Below are 18,746 nucleotides of genomic sequence, written 5' to 3'. Positions count from 1 at the left end.
GAACGATGGCAGAAGCATTAGTGAAAAAGAAACTTATGCTAGAAGGTTTAGATTGTGCAAATTGTGCAATGAAAATTGAAAAAGGTGTTGGGAATATAGAAGGGGTAACATCTTGTTCCGTAAACTTTGCAACAAAAACGATGCTTTTAGAAACACCGCAAAATAAAGAAAATCAAGTTGTTACGGAAGCGAAGCAACTTGTTACAAAATTAGAGCCACATATTAAAGTGCAAGAAGAGCAAAAAACAAAATCAGTAAAAGAAGTATTTGTATTAGAAGGCTTAGACTGTGCAAATTGTGCAATGAAGATTGAAAATAAGGTAAAGGAAATGCCAACAATTTCAGAAGCGACTGTTGATTTCGTATCAAAGAAATTACGAGTAGAAGTTGCAAATAAACGAGAACTTGAATCGACTGTACAAAATATAAAAAATGTTGTTCAAAAATTAGAGCCTGATGTAAAAGTTGTTCGTGAAGAGGAAAAAGGACACGACCATGATCATGGTGATGGAAATGTGAAAAAGATGATAGGAAGATTAGTAGTCGGTGGAATTTTGACAGGAATTGCTGCGTTAGCCGGATTACCGCAAATGATAACAATTCCATTATTCGTCCTTGCTTATTTATTAATAGGTGGAGATATCGTTTGGAGAGCGGTAAGGAACATAACTCGCGGCCAAGTGTTCGATGAAAACTTTTTAATGGCAATTGCAACTTTAGGAGCTTTCGCGATTCAACAATATCCAGAAGCGGTAGCAGTTATGCTATTTTACCAAGTAGGGGAACTGTTCCAAAGTATTGCAGTAAATCGTTCTCGAAAATCAATTACGTCATTAATGGATATTCGTCCTGACTATGCGAATGTGAAAGTTGGAAACGAAACGAAACAAGTATCACCAGAAGATGTGCAAATTGGTGAGTATATTATCGTAAAACCAGGTGAAAAAGTACCGTTAGACGGGAAAGTAGTTGAGGGAACATCAATGATGGATACTTCAGCGTTAACAGGTGAGTCTGTACCGAGGGAAGTAGAAGTTGGTAATGACGTATTAAGTGGTTTTGTAAACCAAAATGGTGTATTAATTGTCGAAGTTACAAAAGAGTTCGGTGAATCCACTGTATTGAAAATTTTAGACTTAGTACAAAATGCAAGTAGCAAAAAAGCGCCAACAGAAAACTTTATTACAAAGTTTGCACGTTATTATACTCCTGTTGTAGTTATAACAGCAGCAATAATGGCATTTATTCCACCACTTATTTTAGAGGGTGCTACATTCTCCGATTGGATTTATAGAGCTTTAGTGTTCTTAGTAATCTCTTGTCCATGTGCGCTCGTTGTATCGATTCCTCTTGGATTCTTTGGCGGTATTGGTGGGGCATCTAAAAGTGGTATTTTAGTAAAAGGAAGTAACTATTTAGAAGCATTGAATGATGTGAAATATATCGTTTTTGATAAAACAGGAACATTAACAAAAGGTGTCTTTAAAGTTACGAAGATGGAGCCTAGTGAAGGTATCACAGCTGAAGAGCTATTAGAATATGCAGCATTTGCAGAAGTATATTCAAATCATCCGATTGCACAATCTATTCGAAATGCATATGGAAAATCAATCGATGAAAATGCTATTGAAGACTATAGTGAAATTTCTGGTCATGGTACGGTTGTAAAAGTACAAGGAAAAGAAATTTTCGCAGGTAATGCTAAATTAATGAGCAAAGAAAACATTACATTTAAGCAACCAAATACAGTAGGTACACTAGTTCATGTTGCTGTAGATGGTAAATATGCAGGGTATATTGTTATCTCTGATGAGGTAAAAGAGGATTCAAAACAAGCAATTCAAAAGTTAAAAGAACTAGGTATTAAGAAGACAGTCATGTTAACTGGTGATGCAAAATCAGTCGGGGAAGCTGTTGGTAAAGAATTAGGTTTAGACGAAGTTCATGCCGAATTATTACCACACCAAAAAGTAGAAGAAATCGAAAAAATTGATGCAGCAAAACGCGGTAAAGAAAAGATTGCATTCGTCGGTGATGGTATTAATGATACGCCAGTACTAGCAAGGGCAGACGTTGGTATTGCGATGGGCGGCTTAGGGTCAGATGCAGCAATTGAAGCTGCTGACATCGTTATTATGACTGATGAGCCTTCAAAAATTGCGACAGCAGTAAAAATTGCAAAACGTACACGTAGCATCGTATGGCAAAATATTATATTTGCATTAGGGGTAAAAGGGTTAGTGTTATTACTCGGCGCCTTTGGTATTGCAACAATGTGGGAAGCAGTCTTCTCAGATGTTGGTGTGACTTTACTTGCAGTATTAAATGCAATGCGTGTACTACGAGTAAAAGATTTATAAAAAAGAGGACGCAATTGTGTCCTCTTTTTTATTGGTTATTTTGTTGAAATGGACTCAAGAAAATAATATCAAATATTATTTTGTTTTTGAAAAATGTAATATATAAATTTACAAAAAAATATTCTTCTTATTATTTCAATATATTTTTTACAAATATCCATATAGTATTGAAAAATGGAGAAGTGGGGGAGGGACAAAACCCACTGATTAAAGCTTCACTTTATTTTTGTATGTTTTTTTCAACCTGTTCTCGAACAGTTTGAATATAATTCATTTTATGATCCCAACATTCTTGGCTTAAATCGACAGGGTACTCTTCAGGGTTTAAAGTTCGCATATACTCTTCCCAAAATAGTGAGAGACTGCGTTCATTATACTTTTGAATATCTAATATATTAGGTAATTCATACGCTCTTTTACCGTTAATGAAAATATCTTGATGCAGTTCGCGTGCTTCAAAGCTTGTTACGAATTTACTTATATATGTATGAACTGGATGAAACATTTTTAAACGCTCTTCTTTTCCGGGTTCTTCTGACTCTAAAGCAATATAATCGCCCTCTGCATGATCGTTAACACGGTTAATAATACGATAAATTCGTTTAAGCCCTGGAGTTGTAATCTTTTCAGGGTTAGATGAAATTTTAATCGTGTCATTTAATTTCCCGTCAGTATCTTCAATCGCAACTAGTTTGTAAACAGCCCCTAATGCTGGCTGCTCAAAGGATGTAATCAGCTTTGTACCAACACCCCATACATCAATTTTTGCCCCTTGAGATTTCAAGTGCATAATCGTATATTCATCTAAATCGCTAGAAGCGATAATTTTTGTGTTTGTAAATCCAGCTGCATCAAGTTGTTTTCTGGCCTCCTTTGATAAATATGCCATATCACCACTATCAAGGCGAATGCCATAAAAATCGATACGATCCCCGAACTCTTTTGCAACACGAATCGCATTTGGAACACCAGATTTTAATGTGTCGTATGTATCGACAAGAAATACACATTTTTTATGTGTTTCAGCATATTTTTTAAATGCAACATATTCATCGCGATATGCTTGAACGAAAGAATGGGCATGTGTGCCAGCTACAGGGATGCCAAATCGTTTCCCTGCGCGAACGTTACTTGTAGATGAAAAACCACCAATAAAGGCAGCTCGTGTTCCCCAAAGGGCAGCATCAAACTCATGAGCGCGTCTTGTACCGAACTCTAAAAGCTCATCATTATTTGCAGCGTGCTTCATACGTGCAGCTTTTGTAGCAATTAATGTTTGGTAATTTACAATATTTAAGAGGGCAGTTTCAATTATTTGTGCCTCGCCAAGCGGTGCATCAACACGTAATAATGGTTCGTTATTAAAAACAACTTCGCCTTCTTGCATACTACGAATCGTGCCAGTAAATTTCATGTTTTGTAAATAATGAAGGAAGTCTTCTTCAAATTGCAGCTCTGCTAAATAAGCGATGTCACTTTCGGTAAAGCTGAAATTTTCTATGTACTCTACAATTTTTTCAAGACCAGCAAAAACAGCATAGCCGTTTTCGAATGGAAGCTTTCGAAAGTATAGATCAAAAACAGAACGGCGAGTATGAATACCATCTTTCCAATATGTATAAGCCATGTTGATTTGATATAAATCTGTATGTAAGGCGTAACTATCGTCTTTATAATGATTCATTGCGAAAACACCTCCGTAATTTGGTTATAGTATACCAATTTTTCCCCTTTCGTAGCAAAGAAGTAATAGGCGATTGAAGTCAAGAGAGAAAAAAATGAAATAATGCATATTTTTTAGAAAATTTACATTTATCAATTTATATTTCTCTAGATTTTATGTATTATTAGAGTAGTGGGGGTAATGAGAATGGAGGAGGACAATGCAACAAACATTAGAAAAAATAGGCAAGCAAGTTTTTTATAAACGGCTACAGCAAAAAATGACACAAGAAGAATTATGTCAGGGCATTTGTTCTGTCTCATACTTAAGTAAGATCGAAAATGGAAAGATTGAAGCATCAGAAGAAATTCTACAATTGCTCTGCACAAGACTAGAAATTGCTGTGACGGATTTGAGAGATGTAGAAGAAGATGTGAAGGTGAAGTTGGACGAGTGGTTGAATGCATTAGTTCATTTGGACAAGCAACAAGTAGAGCGCATATACGAAGAGTTGCAAGGTGAAATGAAGCATGTGTTGGATTTTGAAATTATAAATTATTATAAGCTGTTGTATACACGTTATTTAATGATGAAGCGGGATCTCCCTGCTGTTGAAGAAGAATTGGACGGATTGAAGAAAGTGTATAAGAAATACTCGCCTTTTCAGAAGATGTTATATACGTATAATAAGGCATTATTATATTCTGTGCAGTACAAATATACGCAGGCATTAGAATATCTGTTAAAGACGGAATCGATGGCGAAAGAGTTAGGATATTATGAAACAGGAATATATTATAATTTAGCATTGACATATAGTCAGATGGAAATAGACCATATGACATTATATTTTGCTAATGTGGCATTAGAAGGTTTTAAAAGTGAATATAAATTTAGAAATATAATTAATTGTAAGTTTTTAATTGCGTTTAGTTATACTAGAAAAAAACAATATAATGAAGCTATGGAAATCTATAATCATATCATAAGAGAAGCAACTTCTTTTGCTGATAAAGATAATATTCTTTCTATTGCTTTAAATAATATTGGTTATCTGTACTACCGACAAAAAAATTATGCCAAGGCGAAAGAGTATTATATAGAATGCTTAAAGTATAAAAAAGAAGAGGATATGAATTATATTGATGCCATGTATGAGCTCTCGTTACAGTGTATTCAATTAGGAGAACTTGAGGAAGCGGCTGAATGGATTGAAAAAGGTATCCTTGCTGCAAGGAAAGATGATAGATACAAAGGGATGTTATATTTATTGTTAAATTTAAGATATAAATATTTTGAAGAAAGAGACCTCTATAAAAAATTTCTAGAAACAGAAGTAGTTCCTTTCTTTAAAACAGAGGAAAATATAAAAGATTTAAAGAAAGTATACTTAGAACTAGCTGAATACTTAGAAGAATGCTCAGATTTTAAAGAAAGTAATCGCTATTATAAATTAGCGATTACTTTATTAGAAGAGTAAAGAGGAGGGATAGTATGAAAAAGTTAATTGCAGGAACATTTGTGGTTATGGCAATTGCAGCTGTAGTATTGGATATTCAGTATGCTTGGAAGCCGGATACTCTAGGGCAAGAAGCTAAAACAGTTGAACAAATTAATTTATAAAAAAAACCCTTTCCCAACGGAAAGGGTTTTTTTTCAATATTTGTTCCTCAAAATTCTACAACACTTGAGAAAGAAATTAATTGAATTTTTAGTATATTAATAGTGGAAACATAATGATAATATGAAACTACTCTTTTTCAAAAATTTTTTATTAGGGGGAATGTTAGATGAAAAAGAAGAGTTTAGCGTTAGTGTTAGCGGCAGGAATGGCAGTTACTACGTTCGGAGGGACAGGCTCTGCATTTGCGGATTCTAAAAATGTACTCTCTACTAAGAAGTACAATGAGACGGTACAGTCACCTGAGTTTATTTCTGGTGATCTAACTGGAGCGACTGGTAAGAAAGCGGAATCTGTTGTGTTTGATTACTTAAACGCGGCAAAAGGTGATTATAAGCTAGGGGAAAAGAGTGCGCAAGATTCTTTCAAAGTAAAACAAGTGAAAAAAGATGCTGTAACTGATTCAACAGTAGTACGTATGCAACAAGTTTACGAGGGAGTACCTGTATGGGGGTCTACTCAAGTAGCTCACGTAAGTAAAGATGGTTCTTTAAAGGTATTGTCTGGAACAGTTGCGCCTGATTTAGACAAAAAGGAAAAGTTAAAAAACAAAAATAAGATTGAAGGCGCAAAAGCAATTGAAATCGCGCAGCAAGATTTAGGAGTAACACCTAAATATGAGGTAGAACCAAAAGCGGACTTATATGTATATCAAAACGGTGAAGAAACGACATATGCATACGTTGTAAATCTAAACTTCTTAGATCCAAGCCCAGGAAATTACTACTATTTCATTGAGGCGGAAAGCGGTAAAGTATTAAATAAGTTTAATACAATTGATCATGTAACAAATGATGATAAGTCTCCTGTTAAACAAGATGCTCCTAAACAGGATGCGAAAGCGGTTATAAAGCCTGTAACAGGAACGAATAAAGTAGGAACTGGTAAAGGTGTATTAGGAGATACGAAATCGCTTAATACAACGTTATCTGGATCATCTTACTACTTGCAAGATAATACGCGCGGAGCAACAATTTTCACATATGATGCGAAAAATCGTTCGACGTTACCAGGAACATTATGGGCAGATGCAGATAATGTTTTCAATGCAGCGTATGATGCAGCAGCAGTAGATGCTCATTACTATGCAGGTAAAACATATGATTACTATAAAGATACATTTAACCGAAATTCTATTAATGATGCAGGAGCACCATTAAAATCAACTGTTCATTACGGAAGTAAGTATAATAATGCATTCTGGAACGGTTCACAAATGGTATACGGAGATGGTGATGGTGTAACATTCACTTCATTATCTGGTGGTATTGACGTAATTGGTCACGAATTAACGCATGCAGTTACGGAAAATAGCTCGAATTTAATTTATCAAAATGAATCAGGAGCATTAAATGAAGCAATTTCTGATATTTTTGGTACTTTAGTAGAATTCTATGATAACCGTAACCCAGATTGGGAGATTGGTGAAGATATTTATACACCTGGTAAGGCGGGAGATGCACTTCGTTCTATGAGTGATCCAGCGAAATATGGTGACCCAGACCATTATTCTAAGCGTTACACTGGTTCAAGTGATAACGGTGGCGTTCATACAAACAGTGGTATTATTAACAAACAAGCTTATTTACTAGCAAATGGTGGTACGCATTCTGGTGTAACTGTAACTGGTATCGGTAAAGATAAATTAGGTGCGATTTACTACCGTGCAAATACACAGTATTTCACGCAATCTACTACATTTAGTCAAGCTCGTGCTGGTGCAGTACAAGCTGCAGCTGATTTATATGGTGCTAGCTCTGCAGAAGTAGCAGCAGTTAAGCAATCATTTAGTGCTGTTGGTGTAAACTAAGGCTTTAAGGGATAGTTATTAATAAAATACCTCAAAAATAAAGAAGGAGCCTATGCTCCTTCTTTATTTTTTTCTCCATTTTTTCCACAAATAAAATAATCCAACACAACCTGCGATTGTAATAATCCATTTCGCTACATTTGTTCCGTTAATGACATGATATGCAGAATATACTTCAATCAATAAAGCCGGTATTTTCCCTATTGTGCTGGCAATACTGAAAGAGAGTAATGACATTTTGCCTAGAGCTGCAAATAAAGTAACGATACTGGACGGAATGAAAGGAATAAAACGAAAAGATAGGACTAGTAGAAATGCCTCTCTGCCTTCTACGTAAAGAAGGCGTTCTACCTTTGGATACGTATTTACTTTATCGTGAGTGAACTTTTGAAGGCCTATACGATAAATATAAAACGAGATAATAGCCCCTAATGCCTCACCTGCGATCGAAATGATTGTGCCATTTGTTACACCGAACAGCTGTATATTAATGGCGGTCAAAAAAATACTAGGGATAAAACCTAAAAGACTGATGATGATGTTGATTAATATACTAAGTGGAATTGCGATTGAATAATAGTCTGTTAAGAAGTTTTGAATTGTTTCAGCCATTCTTTAAAATCCTTTATCTTTTTTTGCATTACACCATATTTACATTGTATAGGCAAGTGCAAATTTACATAATGTAAAAAATAGTTGATAGAAAGGTATTTGTATACCTTATATAGGTATTGGGTATATGAAAGTAGGGGTATATTTAGTTTGTTTGAAAAACACTCCGTAAATCCTGTATTTAAAGGGTTTATGGATTTTTTCGATTGGTGTTTTAATCTGGGAAATAATTATAAAAACATGGGGGTATATTTTAAAAAGGGCGAAAAACAGTGATTTGATGAAAGGGGGGGGGAAATATAGAAAAATGAATGAGGATTTTAAAACTGTATCCATTTTTTCTTTGTGAAATTGACTTTTAGTGGAGTTACGATAATAATCATGGAAGAGGTGATACGATGAAACGATTAAGTAGTCTTTTCTTGAGTAGTTTATTGGCACTAATGCTGATTTTAAGTGGATGTGCAGGAAAAGAACAAAAAACAGAAAAACCAAAAGAGGATCATTCTACATCAGTAGAAAAAATTAGTGATAATATTTTAGATGAAATGGAAGGGCCACCTAAAAATGGTCATACGATTGAAAGGCATGTAGGCAAATCAGAAGAGGATTTGAAGAATCGTTTGAAGACAGATAAAGTTTCAGCGGCAAGTACATACTATGATAAGGAAACAGCGACAAAGGCTGTGAAAGATAGTTTAAAACAACATGATAAAGAAATTCAGGATTGGTTGAAAAACTCTAAAGAGGCTCGTCTTGTATTGAATACAACTCATTCATTCCCAGTTGGAAAAACAGTAATAAAGAAAAATATGAATGTAAAAGACAAACTAGTGAAGACTGTTACTGTTTTAGCGAGAGATAAATCAGGAAATCTAGGATTTAAGATTATTACTTCTTATCCATCAGATAAATAAAGGGGGGAGTATATATGTATCCAACATTACAATACTTTCTTAAATCGTACTGTACGTTAAGTATTCGTGAGGATGAAATAGTAAGCGTGATGGAAGAGTTTATAGAGCAAGAGGACGAAGAGATTGTTTTGAAATTACGCGATGAATTAGTAAATATGAAGAAAAAGAACGCGTGGGAAGAAGCGTGCGTATTAGCTGCGAAGCAAGGCAATCGTGTGTGGTCTTTAGAAGAAACGAAAGATCATCTGGAAATTTTTTTACTATTATTGCAAAAGAAAAAGGCGTGAGTAGATCACGCCTTTTTGTATACGCTTTTTGAAATTTGTCCGTTTGATATTATCTCATTGTTTTGGGGCACTTTTATATACGCTTTTTGAAATTTGTCCATTTGAGAGTACTTCACCGTTTTGTGTTACTTTTTTATACGTAACCGCTGTTATTTTATCACCAGTATTACTAATTACTTGAGAAGAAACTTCAACATTTTTACCAGTATTTGTACCGAAAATACGTGTAGTAATACTACCGCCATTTGAAAATGCTTGAATGTAAATATGCTTACCTGTATTGTTTTTAAATTTTAAATCCGGACCATAATCTGCCACTGCTGCATCCTGCCCAAGTGGTAAATAATTTACGGGCATAGAATGATTGCTTCGAGAAACAATTCCTAAATCTGCCCTTAAAGCTGCGCTGTATAAAGTACTACTTACTTGGCAAACGCCTCCGCCTGCACTTTGTATAACTTTACCTTGTGAATATACTGCTGCGGATTTATAACCATGTGCAGCATCAGTTACGCCAACACGGCCATTAAAACTAAACGTTTCATCAGGTGCTACAATAACTCCACTTAAAGTATTAGCTGACTTATTTACGTTATAGGACTGATTTCCATTACGGCCAGCCATTGGGGTAGAGTATTCAGCAATCACTTCTTTAATCCCCATTTGTTGTATATCTTCTGTAGAACGTTCAGGTTTTATTAGTGTAACTGGTAATACAACATCGGGTGTGCCAGAAGTAATAGCTGCGCTTGTTAAATCGGTTAATTTTCCTTTATCAATTTTTTCCCCATTTTGACTTTGGCTAATATTTACTGTAGAGCCTTCAACACTTAATTCGGCGTTGACAGGATTTTTTAATGTTTCATTATATTTATCCTTTATAAAGGTTTCATAAGTTGTTGTATTTAATTGTGGTGTTAATTTATAGTCACGTTTTACTTCACCGTTTTCAGCTTGCTTACGCATGTTGTAACGATTCATTACGTTCCCTTCTTGTTCTTTAAAGATATTGTCGACAATATCCTTCTCTTTATAATCTACTCCTAAATCTTTCCACGTGTAATTTTGCTTATCATTTTGGAATACGTAGTTAAGAGATTTTTGATTTAATTCATTCATCTTTTGATTAACAAGGGCTTGAATATCTGCTTTATTTTTTCCATCAAGAGAAATACCTTCAAATGTAGTGTTTGGTAGTGCAGTTGTATTTAGTTGATTATTTAATTTGGATACATATTGATATCCACCAATACCACCAACACAAAGTAATATGCCACCAGCAATAGCGGAACCAATCAGTATTTTGCTTAGCTTCATTTATTTCCCCCCAGAAAAATTTGTATAAATATATGTATTACATTTTTTGTATAAAAATGATGAAAATAACATTATGTACGTCCTAGTATACTATTATTTTCACTACGTGTGTAATGTTTTCATAAAAAACGTTACACTGTTGTAATAATTGTCTCTTTTTGTCACAATATGCATGAGAAATATGTTGAAAATTATAATAAAAAGGCTGCTTAGAAAAATCTAGCAGCCTTTTTATTATAATTTTTTATGCTCATTTTTATTCGTAACACCGAGATGTTCTTGAAGTGTTGTCGATATATCATTAACACTCTTTTCGTTTGGAACGTAATAATAAATACCATCTATATATTTATCAGTACCTTCCACTTGTAATTTATCCATTTTTAAATTTGAATCCATTGAATTTTTTGCAATAGTCATCATATCATCAAAAGTTAAATTTGTTTTTAAGTCTGTATCAACAGCATCTAATAGGCTTCCGATTTTATTAATGGAATTGAGAGATAGTGCTTTTTCAGCAATAGCTTCTAAAACAAGTTGTTGTCGTTGACCGCGCATATAATCACTGTCAATATGGCGAGTTCTAGCTAGTGCAAGTGCTTCTTCTCCATTTAAATGTTGACGTCCTTTTTTTAGGTGAATTGCATCTGCTTCGTCGCTACTATTTTGTTCTGTGAACTCAACGGGAACGTCGACAGTTATACCACCTAGAGAATCAACGATCTTGATAAAGGATTTGAAATTAAATTTTACATAGTAATCAACTGGGACATCTAAAAAGTTTTCTACTGTATCAATTGTGCTGTCTACACCACCAAATACATGTGCATGTGTGATTTTATCATATTTATCACGTGATTTAATGTAGACGCGTGAGTCACGTGGAATGCTGACGAGTTTAACTGATTTATCATTTTTATTAATTGTTGCAAGTAGTAATGCATCTGTACGAGTCGCTTTTCCGTAACCTTTTTCCCTGATATCACTTTCATCAACACCCATAATAAGGACAGAAATGTTGTCAGTCATAGGTTTAACAGCTTTTTCACGTTTGCTGGATTTATCTCCCCGGCCGAGTTCAGAATAAGCATTGCTTAAGACAGATTTTGCTTTACTGTATATATGGAAGGAATAGCCTCCTGCTCCCATTGCTACAATAAGTAATGGAATGAGAATGAACCAAAGTAGGCGTTTTTTCTTTAAGTGTTTTTTTGTGGTTCGATTATTTTTGTTAACGTCGGATTTCATCATTTGTTCTCCTTTAAAACTATCAAAGTGTATATATCTAGAAGCGTATTAAAACACATAAAAAATATTTTACGCTAAATAAAAGCGATTGTACATGTATAAAAAATAGATGTCTCGATTATTTATCCCGCATTAACGGGCAGTAAAACTCCCACCTCAAAGTCCAGCGAATGCAAGGAAGTTAGGTGGGAGATAACTGCCCGTAAATGCCCGATTGGTTCAACTAATAATCAGAGGGGGATAGCCTCCTCTGATTAAAGTTTCACTTTATAAGACATCTATTCGTTATTGTATACAAAAGACAGGGATAAGAAAATGATAAAATTTTACCTAATTAAAGCATAATACTTACAATAATCGCAGATAAAATACTAACAAGAGTAGCGCCGTATAGTAATTTTAGGCCGAAGCGGGCAACAACATTTCCTTGTTCTTCGTTTAACCCTTTTACAGCACCGGAAATAATTCCAATGGAAGAAAAGTTGGCAAAAGAAACGAGGAAGACAGAAATAATACCAACTGTACGGATAGAGAGAGTGCTGGAAATTTTGCTAAGATCCATCATTGCTACAAACTCATTTGTTACAAGCTTTGTTGCCATAATGCTACCAGCTGTGACAATCTCAGAACTTGGTACGCCGATAAGAAATGCAATAGGGGCGAATACATAGCCTATTATTTGTTGGAAAGTAACTCCAAATATAATGAGGAATAGGTCATTAATACAACTCATTAATGCGACGAATCCAATGAGCATAGCGCCGACGACAATTGCTACGCGAAAACCATCAAGGATGTATTCTCCGAGCATTTCAAAAAAACTTTGCTTTTCACCTTTTATTTCTAAAATATCTTCTTCGTCGTTAACATCGTAAGGATTAATAATGAGTACGATAATAAAACCGCTAAATAAGTTCAGAACGAGTGCGGTTACTACATATTTTGGTTCGATCATCGTCATATAGGCACCAACAATGGACATAGATACGGTAGACATAGCAGAGGCGCAAAGTGTATAAAGTCGATGTTTTGGGATTTGAGCTAATTGTTTTTTTACCGTAATAAAAACTTCTGATTGGCCGACAATAGCGGAAGCGATGGCGTTGTAAGATTCTAATTTCCCAAGACCATTTATTTTGCTAAGAAAGAAACCAATCCAATGAATAAATAATGGTAGTATTTTGAAATGTTGTAATATACCAATTAAGACGGAAATAAACACAATCGGTAATAATACATTAAGGAAAAATGGCATTTCACCTTTGTTTGCAAGACCTCCAAACACAAAATTTATACCAGATGCAGCATAGTCGAGTAACTTTGTAAACAGGTTGGAAATTATCGTAATAAGGATGAGGCCGATTTCTGTATTTAATAATAAATAGGTTAAAATCAATTGTATAATAAGCATGATGAAAATTGGTTTAAATTTAATATGTTTCTTATTGTTGCTAGCAATATAAGCAAGGAAGAAAACAACGATAAGTCCCACGAAAAAAGTAATAAATTTCATAGTAAGCCCCCTAAAAGAGATATTCTGCTATATATGTTTTTCATTTCAAGGGAGAATATGCATCTTTGGTAAAGAAAGGAATAGAGAGAGCATGAATATATGTAGAGTGCACCACGTTGCAATTATTTGTTCGAATTATGAACTGTCAAAGGATTTTTATACTCGGATATTAGGTTTTAAAGCGATAAATGAAGTATATAGAAAAGAACGAGATTCTTATAAGTTAGATTTATGTGTAGGGGAAGAATATCAAATTGAATTATTTTCATTTCCTAGTCCACCTGAGCGCCCAAGTTTTCCAGAAGCAGCTGGACTTAGACATTTAGCATTTGCTGTTACAAATATAGAAGAAGCTGTAAACCATTTAAAACAATGCGGTGTGGAGACTGAAGCGATACGTATGGATGAAATTACGGATAAAAAATTTGTCTTTTTCCAAGATCCTGATGGCTTGCCTTTAGAATTGTATGAGGCTTGAAATTGGTGAATTTTATATAGGGTTGCTTTCAAATAAATGAAGAAACTAAAGTGAAACTTCTTTTTTAAAGGAGGTGTAACTTTAGCTAAGAAAGCTAAAGGACATATGTGGATATTTTAAAATTACTGATGGTAGCCATCCTTATTGCGTTAACAGCATTTTTTGTGGCTGTTGAGTTTGCAATTATTAAGGTGCGTAGCAGTCGTATTGATCAACTCGTTAGTGAAAAACGACGAGGAGCATTGGCAGCTAAAAAAGTAACTTCGAATTTAGATGAGTATTTATCAGCATGTCAGTTAGGTATTACAATTACTGCTTTAGGGCTTGGGTGGTTAGGAGAGCCCACTATAAAACATATACTCGAGCCGTTGTTTTTAAAACTACACCTATCTCCTGCAATTGCAAGTACAGTTTCATTTATTATTGCCTTTGCAGTTATTACGTTTTTACATGTTGTCATTGGTGAACTTGCTCCGAAGACGCTCGCTATACAAAGGGCAGAGCAAGTTAGCTTATTATTATCGAAGCCAATTATTTACTTTTACCGAGTAATGTATCCGTTTATTTGGGCTTTAAATGGTTCTGCAAGGCTTGTAACAGGGTTATTCGGATTACATCCGGCTTCTGAACATGAAGTAGCTCATTCGGAGGAAGAATTACGATTAATCTTATCTGAGAGTTATGAGAGTGGAGAGATTAATCAAAGGGAATTTAAATATGTAAATAATATTTTTGAATTCGATAATAGAGTCGCAAAGGAAATTATGGTACCTCGTACGGAAGTTGTAGGTTTATATGAGGACGAACCATTTGAAACACATATTAAAATAATCGCACAAGAAAAGTACACGAGATATCCCGTATTTGGTGAAGATAAAGATGAAATTATTGGGATGGTTAATGTAAAGGATTTATTTATTCGTTATATGGATGGTAATCGAGAAGAGGGGTGCTCGATTACGCCATATACAAGGCCAGTTATTGAAGTGTTAGAAAATATCCCTATTCATGATTTGCTATTACAAATGCAAAGAAAACGAATTCCATTAGCTGTATTATATGATGAATATGGTGGTACAGCGGGGATCGTTACACTAGAAGATATTTTAGAAGAAATTGTTGGAGAAATCCGAGATGAATACGATGAAGATGAACACCCGCCTATAGAACATATAAGTGAAGTGTGTAAAATTGTAGAGGGGAAAGTGCTTATTAGCGAAGTAAATGATTTATTTGGCATACATTTGGTCGCTGATGATGTTGATACAATTGGTGGTTGGATTATGGTACAAAAACAGATCGTTGCTGAGGGGGATATTATTGAGAAACACGGCTTTTCTTTTAAAGTTCTTGAAAAGGATATGCATCAAATTAAGCGAGTTGAAATAAAGAAAGTAGAAGAATGAATGGATTTTCTATTATATAAACTTTAATAAAAAGTATATATAGAAAAATAAATGTTTGCGCTTTCAAAAAAGGTGCTATATAGTGAAAGTGGATACTGAAGAATTCATTTAATGATACTCGTATTTTATAGGGCGAATTCTTTAGATAAGGATTTAGAATGAAAAGTATAGGTGATGAAAAATGATAGCAACGAAGGATATACGTATAGAAAAAGATTTTTTAGGTGAAAAGGAAGTACCGAGTGTAGCTTATTATGGTGTACAAACATTACGTGCCGTAGAAAACTTTCCTATTACAGGATACCGCATTCATCCGTCACTCATTACGGCAATGGCAATTGTAAAAAAAGCGGCAGCGCTTGCGAATATAGATACAGGTTACTTAGCTAAAGATATCGGACAAGAAATTGCAGAAGCGGCACAAGAGATTGTTGATGGAAAGTTCCATGATCAATTTATCGTAGACCCGATTCAAGGCGGAGCAGGTACTTCAATTAATATGAATACTAATGAAGTAATTGCAAATAGAGCCTTGGAACGTATGGGATACGAAAAAGGTGAATATGCGAAAATTAGCCCAAACACTCATGTGAACATGGCCCAATCAACAAATGATGCGTTCCCAACTGGGATTCATATAGCAACTCTTATGATGCTGGAAGAACTTCTTGTTACAATGGAAGAACTTCACTCTGCTTTTCATGATAAAGCAAAAGAGTTTGATCACGTTATTAAAATGGGGCGTACGCATTTGCAAGATGCAGTTCCAATTCGCCTTGGGCAAGAATTTGAAGCATATAGCAGAGTGCTAGAGCGTGATATAAAAAGAATTAAACAGTCTCGTCAACATTTATACGAAGTTAATATGGGTGCGACAGCTGTCGGTACGGGATTAAATGCAAACCCTACTTATATAGAACAAGTTGTGAAGCATTTACGAACTTTTAGTGGTTTCCCTCTTGTTGGTGCAGAGCACTTAGTTGATGCGACGCAAAACACAGATGCATATACAGAAGTATCTGCAGCACTAAAAGTATGTATGATGAATATGTCTAAAATTGCAAATGACCTTCGTATTATGGCGTCTGGTCCACGTGTTGGGTTGGCGGAAATTCAATTACCAGCTCGTCAACCAGGTTCATCTATTATGCCGGGTAAAGTAAATCCAGTTATGGCAGAAGTAATTAACCAAGTTGCTTTCCAAGTAATTGGAAATGACCATACAATTTGCTTAGCGTCAGAAGCTGGACAATTAGAGTTAAATGTAATGGAGCCGGTATTAGTATTTAATTTAATTCAATCCATCAGTATTATGAATAACGGTTTCCGTGTATTCCGTGAATACTGTATAAAGGGAATTACAGCGAATGAAGAGTTGCTTAAGCAATATGTTGAAAAAAGTGTTGGAGTTATTACAGCAGTGAATCCTCATATTGGTTATGAAGCAGCTTCTCGCATTGCACGTGAAGCAATTGCGACAGGAAAATCTGTTAGGGAGCTATGTTTAGAACATGGTGTACTTACAGCAGAAGAGCTTGATATTATTTTGGATCCATATGAAATGACGCATCCCGAAATTGCTGGTGCTTCTTTATTAAAGAATAAAAAAATGTAATGTAAAAAGCACCGATCCATTTGGATCGGTGCTTTTTTTAGAAGATATTAAATACAGAGTTAAGTTGAAGTAAGCTAATAATAGCTAAGAAGATTAAACTATATTTCATTACTATTTTAAATAGAGCAGATTCTTGACCAACTAGTCCAACTGCTGCACAAGCAACTGCTACAGATTGTGGTGAAACCATTTTTGCGATTGTACCACCAACTACGTTTAATGAAACGAGAGTAGATGGTACGATGTTTAACTGATCGGCAGTTACTGCTTGAAGTGGTGCGAATAATGAACCACTTGATACGACTGAACCTGTAATGAATACGCCAATCCATCCTAAGATTGGAGAAAGAACTGGGAATGCATTTCCTGTAGAAGAGAATGCAAGTCCAAGTGTAGATGACATACCAGAGTAGTTTTCTACGTAAGCTAAAGCGATAACGCTACAAATTGTATATACTGGAACTTTTAGTTCTTTTATTGTTTCGATCATTAATTCTTTAATCATTTTGCCGTTTACACGGTAGACGATAAGTGAAACGATGATTGCTAATACAATCGCAGTAGTTGTAGAAGAGAATACATCTAGTTTGAAAATCGCTGCGAAAGGTGTATCAGCCTTTGTAATTGGTGCAGTTTTCATAACCGCATTATGAAGACCAGGGAATTGAATGTTAAATACTAAGTTTGCCAATGGACCATCCGGAGCAAATAAAGCTTTAATTGGTTTTAAATTAAAGATTGTTACAAATGCAGTTAAGAATACGAATGGGGACCAAGCATATAAAATTTGATTGAATGTATGAGATTCTTTTTCTTCTTGTTTTTCTTCTTTAGCAGAAGATTTTGGTTGCCAAACACGTAAGAATAATGTAAGAGCGACCATACTTACGACTGCTGCGAAAATATTAGTAAGTTCAGCGCCTAAGAAGTAAGTCACAAGGAACTGAGTAATTGCGAAAGAAACACCACTTACAAGAATACCTTGCCAAGTTTCTTTAATGCCTTTAAATCCATCTACCATTGAAACAAGTAAGAACGGTAAAACAATGCTAATGAATGGCAAAATGTAAACAGCTTGACGACCGACAGTTAATGCATCTAGCCCAGTTAATTGTGCAGGTACTGTAACTGGAATACCCATAGCACCCATAGCACCACCAGCGATATTAGCTACTAAGCAAATACCTGCTGCTTTTAATGGATTAAAGCCCATACCTACAAGTAATGCAGCTGTAATAGCAACTGGAACACCGAAACCAGCTGCGCCTTCTAAGAAAGCACCGAAAGAATAAGCGATTAATAATACTTGTAAACGCTGATCATTTGTAATACTTGAAATGCTATCACGAATGACATTGAATTGTTCTGTTTTAACAGTTAATTTGTAAAGGAAGATAGCTGCGATAACGATAGTACAAATTGGATAAAATCCAGATAAAACACCGAATCCGGCAGATGCTACAGCTACAGTTGCGGGCATTTTATAAACAAATATAGCAAGAATAATAGCGACGATCACACTATAAAGCCCAGCCATGTAACCCTTCATTTTGAATCCCACTAAACAAATAATGAAGCAAAAAATTGGGAGTGCTGCGATTAGTGCAGATAACCAAATATTGTTTAATGGGTCATAAATTTGTGTCCAAGTACTCATAATAATGACAACTCCTATCTATTATATGTGAAGAAATTCACATTATTTGTGAAACTATTCACAATCAACTTACATGCTTAGTATATTCTCCTTCAACACTATTGTCAACGTGAAAAAGTATAATTATTCCATAATAGTATTAAAAGTAACATTTTGTTCATAAAGTAGACAAAAAGCGTAAT

General features: G+C 34.8%; 15 protein-coding genes. 9 read left to right on the top strand and 6 right to left on the bottom strand.

All coding sequences use genetic code 11. The features are described 5' to 3' along the window. Positions 1 to 5: 5 nt before the first annotated feature. Positions 6 to 2,360 (top strand): heavy metal translocating P-type ATPase, encoded by a 2,355-nt coding sequence (locus tag JFU20_RS12185; RefSeq protein WP_201038648.1) that lies wholly within the window; start codon positions 6 to 8, stop codon positions 2,358 to 2,360. Positions 2,361 to 2,580: 220 nt separating this feature from the next. Here JFU20_RS12185 and JFU20_RS12180 read toward each other — a convergent pair whose 3' ends face one another. Then, a complete protein-coding gene (locus JFU20_RS12180) occupies positions 2,581 to 4,044 on the bottom strand; it encodes a nicotinate phosphoribosyltransferase (RefSeq protein WP_002010465.1) in 1,464 nt (487 codons plus the stop codon). A gap of 199 nt (positions 4,045 to 4,243) precedes the next feature. Between JFU20_RS12180 and JFU20_RS12175 the strand changes: the two genes are divergently transcribed. The 3 genes from JFU20_RS12175 to JFU20_RS12165 all read left to right on the top strand — a co-directional run bounded on the left by JFU20_RS12175 (position 4,244) and on the right by JFU20_RS12165 (position 7,514). Then, positions 4,244 to 5,503, top strand: coding sequence for a tetratricopeptide repeat protein (locus JFU20_RS12175; protein WP_002010467.1), 1,260 nt, complete (start codon positions 4,244 to 4,246; stop codon positions 5,501 to 5,503). Positions 5,504 to 5,517: 14 nt separating this feature from the next. Continuing rightward, positions 5,518 to 5,646: an NprX family peptide pheromone gene (locus tag JFU20_RS12170; protein WP_000733136.1), complete on the top strand. Its 129-nt coding sequence runs from the start codon at positions 5,518 to 5,520 to the stop codon at positions 5,644 to 5,646. A 167-nt stretch (positions 5,647 to 5,813) separates the two neighbouring features. Next, positions 5,814 to 7,514, top strand: a complete 1,701-nt coding sequence (locus tag JFU20_RS12165; RefSeq protein WP_002010469.1) for a M4 family metallopeptidase — start codon at positions 5,814 to 5,816, stop codon at positions 7,512 to 7,514. A 63-nt stretch (positions 7,515 to 7,577) separates the two neighbouring features. Here the strand turns inward: JFU20_RS12165 and JFU20_RS12160 are convergent, their stop codons facing one another. After that, positions 7,578 to 8,126: a TVP38/TMEM64 family protein gene (locus JFU20_RS12160; RefSeq protein ID WP_002010471.1), complete on the bottom strand. Its 549-nt coding sequence runs from the start codon at positions 8,124 to 8,126 to the stop codon at positions 7,578 to 7,580. A 398-nt stretch (positions 8,127 to 8,524) separates the two neighbouring features. Here JFU20_RS12160 and JFU20_RS12155 point away from each other — a divergent pair, with 398 nt between their 5' ends. Both JFU20_RS12155 and JFU20_RS12150 read left to right on the top strand, forming a co-directional pair. After that, complete coding sequence (locus JFU20_RS12155) at positions 8,525 to 9,043, top strand: RNase A-like domain-containing lipoprotein (protein ID WP_002125157.1); 519 nt, start codon at positions 8,525 to 8,527, stop codon at positions 9,041 to 9,043. Positions 9,044 to 9,057: 14 nt separating this feature from the next. Beyond that, complete coding sequence (locus JFU20_RS12150) at positions 9,058 to 9,330, top strand: hypothetical protein (protein WP_002167079.1); 273 nt, start codon at positions 9,058 to 9,060, stop codon at positions 9,328 to 9,330. A 54-nt stretch (positions 9,331 to 9,384) separates the two neighbouring features. Here the strand turns inward: JFU20_RS12150 and JFU20_RS12145 are convergent, their stop codons facing one another. The 3 genes from JFU20_RS12145 to JFU20_RS12135 all read right to left on the bottom strand — a co-directional run bounded on the left by JFU20_RS12145 (position 9,385) and on the right by JFU20_RS12135 (position 13,408). Next, positions 9,385 to 10,647, bottom strand: a complete 1,263-nt coding sequence (locus tag JFU20_RS12145) for a VanW family protein (RefSeq protein WP_002010475.1) — start codon at positions 10,645 to 10,647, stop codon at positions 9,385 to 9,387. A gap of 234 nt (positions 10,648 to 10,881) precedes the next feature. Next, positions 10,882 to 11,898 carry an LCP family protein gene (locus JFU20_RS12140; protein WP_002167080.1) on the bottom strand — a complete coding sequence of 339 codons (1,017 nt, stop codon included), beginning with the start codon at positions 11,896 to 11,898 and terminating at the stop codon, positions 10,882 to 10,884. Positions 11,899 to 12,229: 331 nt separating this feature from the next. Then, positions 12,230 to 13,408, bottom strand: a complete 1,179-nt coding sequence (locus JFU20_RS12135; protein ID WP_002167081.1) for a NupC/NupG family nucleoside CNT transporter — start codon at positions 13,406 to 13,408, stop codon at positions 12,230 to 12,232. 91 nt (positions 13,409 to 13,499) lie between these two features. On the opposite strand from JFU20_RS12135, the gene gloA2 reads away from it, so the two are divergent. The 3 genes from gloA2 to aspA all read left to right on the top strand — a co-directional run bounded on the left by gloA2 (position 13,500) and on the right by aspA (position 16,907). Continuing rightward, positions 13,500 to 13,886, top strand: coding sequence for an SMU1112c/YaeR family gloxylase I-like metalloprotein (gloA2, locus tag JFU20_RS12130; RefSeq protein WP_001017670.1), 387 nt, complete (start codon positions 13,500 to 13,502; stop codon positions 13,884 to 13,886). A gap of 107 nt (positions 13,887 to 13,993) precedes the next feature. Next, on the top strand, positions 13,994 to 15,292 hold the full coding sequence (locus tag JFU20_RS12125) for a hemolysin family protein (RefSeq protein ID WP_002125161.1): 1,299 nt from the start codon (positions 13,994 to 13,996) through the stop codon (positions 15,290 to 15,292). 181 nt (positions 15,293 to 15,473) lie between these two features. Beyond that, a complete protein-coding gene (gene aspA, locus JFU20_RS12120) occupies positions 15,474 to 16,907 on the top strand; it encodes an aspartate ammonia-lyase (RefSeq protein ID WP_002010496.1) in 1,434 nt (477 codons plus the stop codon). A 37-nt stretch (positions 16,908 to 16,944) separates the two neighbouring features. Here aspA and JFU20_RS12115 read toward each other — a convergent pair whose 3' ends face one another. After that, positions 16,945 to 18,564 carry a lactate permease LctP family transporter gene (locus tag JFU20_RS12115; RefSeq protein WP_002029741.1) on the bottom strand — a complete coding sequence of 540 codons (1,620 nt, stop codon included), beginning with the start codon at positions 18,562 to 18,564 and terminating at the stop codon, positions 16,945 to 16,947. Between the last annotated feature and the right edge of the window lie 182 nt (positions 18,565 to 18,746).

Origin of the sequence: Bacillus sp. TH30 (assembly GCF_016650875.1) — a bacterium.
GTDB classification, from domain to species: Bacteria; Bacillota; Bacilli; order Bacillales; family Bacillaceae_G; genus Bacillus_A; species Bacillus_A mycoides.
This window is presented reverse-complemented; position numbering and strand designations above follow the sequence as displayed.

Coding starts and splice junctions, on each gene's coding strand:
- JFU20_RS12150 (WP_002167079.1), top strand. CDS start 9,058: ATGTATCCAACATTACAATACTTTCTTAAATCGTACTGTACGTTAAGT.
- JFU20_RS12185 (WP_201038648.1), top strand. CDS start 6: ATGGCAGAAGCATTAGTGAAAAAGAAACTTATGCTAGAAGGTTTAGAT.
- JFU20_RS12165 (WP_002010469.1), top strand. CDS start 5,814: ATGAAAAAGAAGAGTTTAGCGTTAGTGTTAGCGGCAGGAATGGCAGTT.
- JFU20_RS12180 (WP_002010465.1), bottom strand. CDS start 4,044: ATGAATCATTATAAAGACGATAGTTACGCCTTACATACAGATTTATAT.
- JFU20_RS12145 (WP_002010475.1), bottom strand. CDS start 10,647: ATGAAGCTAAGCAAAATACTGATTGGTTCCGCTATTGCTGGTGGCATA.
- JFU20_RS12175 (WP_002010467.1), top strand. CDS start 4,244: ATGCAACAAACATTAGAAAAAATAGGCAAGCAAGTTTTTTATAAACGG.
- JFU20_RS12140 (WP_002167080.1), bottom strand. CDS start 11,898: ATGATGAAATCCGACGTTAACAAAAATAATCGAACCACAAAAAAACAC.
- JFU20_RS12115 (WP_002029741.1), bottom strand. CDS start 18,564: ATGAGTACTTGGACACAAATTTATGACCCATTAAACAATATTTGGTTA.
- gloA2 (WP_001017670.1), top strand. CDS start 13,500: ATGAATATATGTAGAGTGCACCACGTTGCAATTATTTGTTCGAATTAT.
- aspA (WP_002010496.1), top strand. CDS start 15,474: ATGATAGCAACGAAGGATATACGTATAGAAAAAGATTTTTTAGGTGAA.
- JFU20_RS12170 (WP_000733136.1), top strand. CDS start 5,518: ATGAAAAAGTTAATTGCAGGAACATTTGTGGTTATGGCAATTGCAGCT.
- JFU20_RS12155 (WP_002125157.1), top strand. CDS start 8,525: ATGAAACGATTAAGTAGTCTTTTCTTGAGTAGTTTATTGGCACTAATG.
- JFU20_RS12160 (WP_002010471.1), bottom strand. CDS start 8,126: ATGGCTGAAACAATTCAAAACTTCTTAACAGACTATTATTCAATCGCA.
- JFU20_RS12135 (WP_002167081.1), bottom strand. CDS start 13,408: ATGAAATTTATTACTTTTTTCGTGGGACTTATCGTTGTTTTCTTCCTT.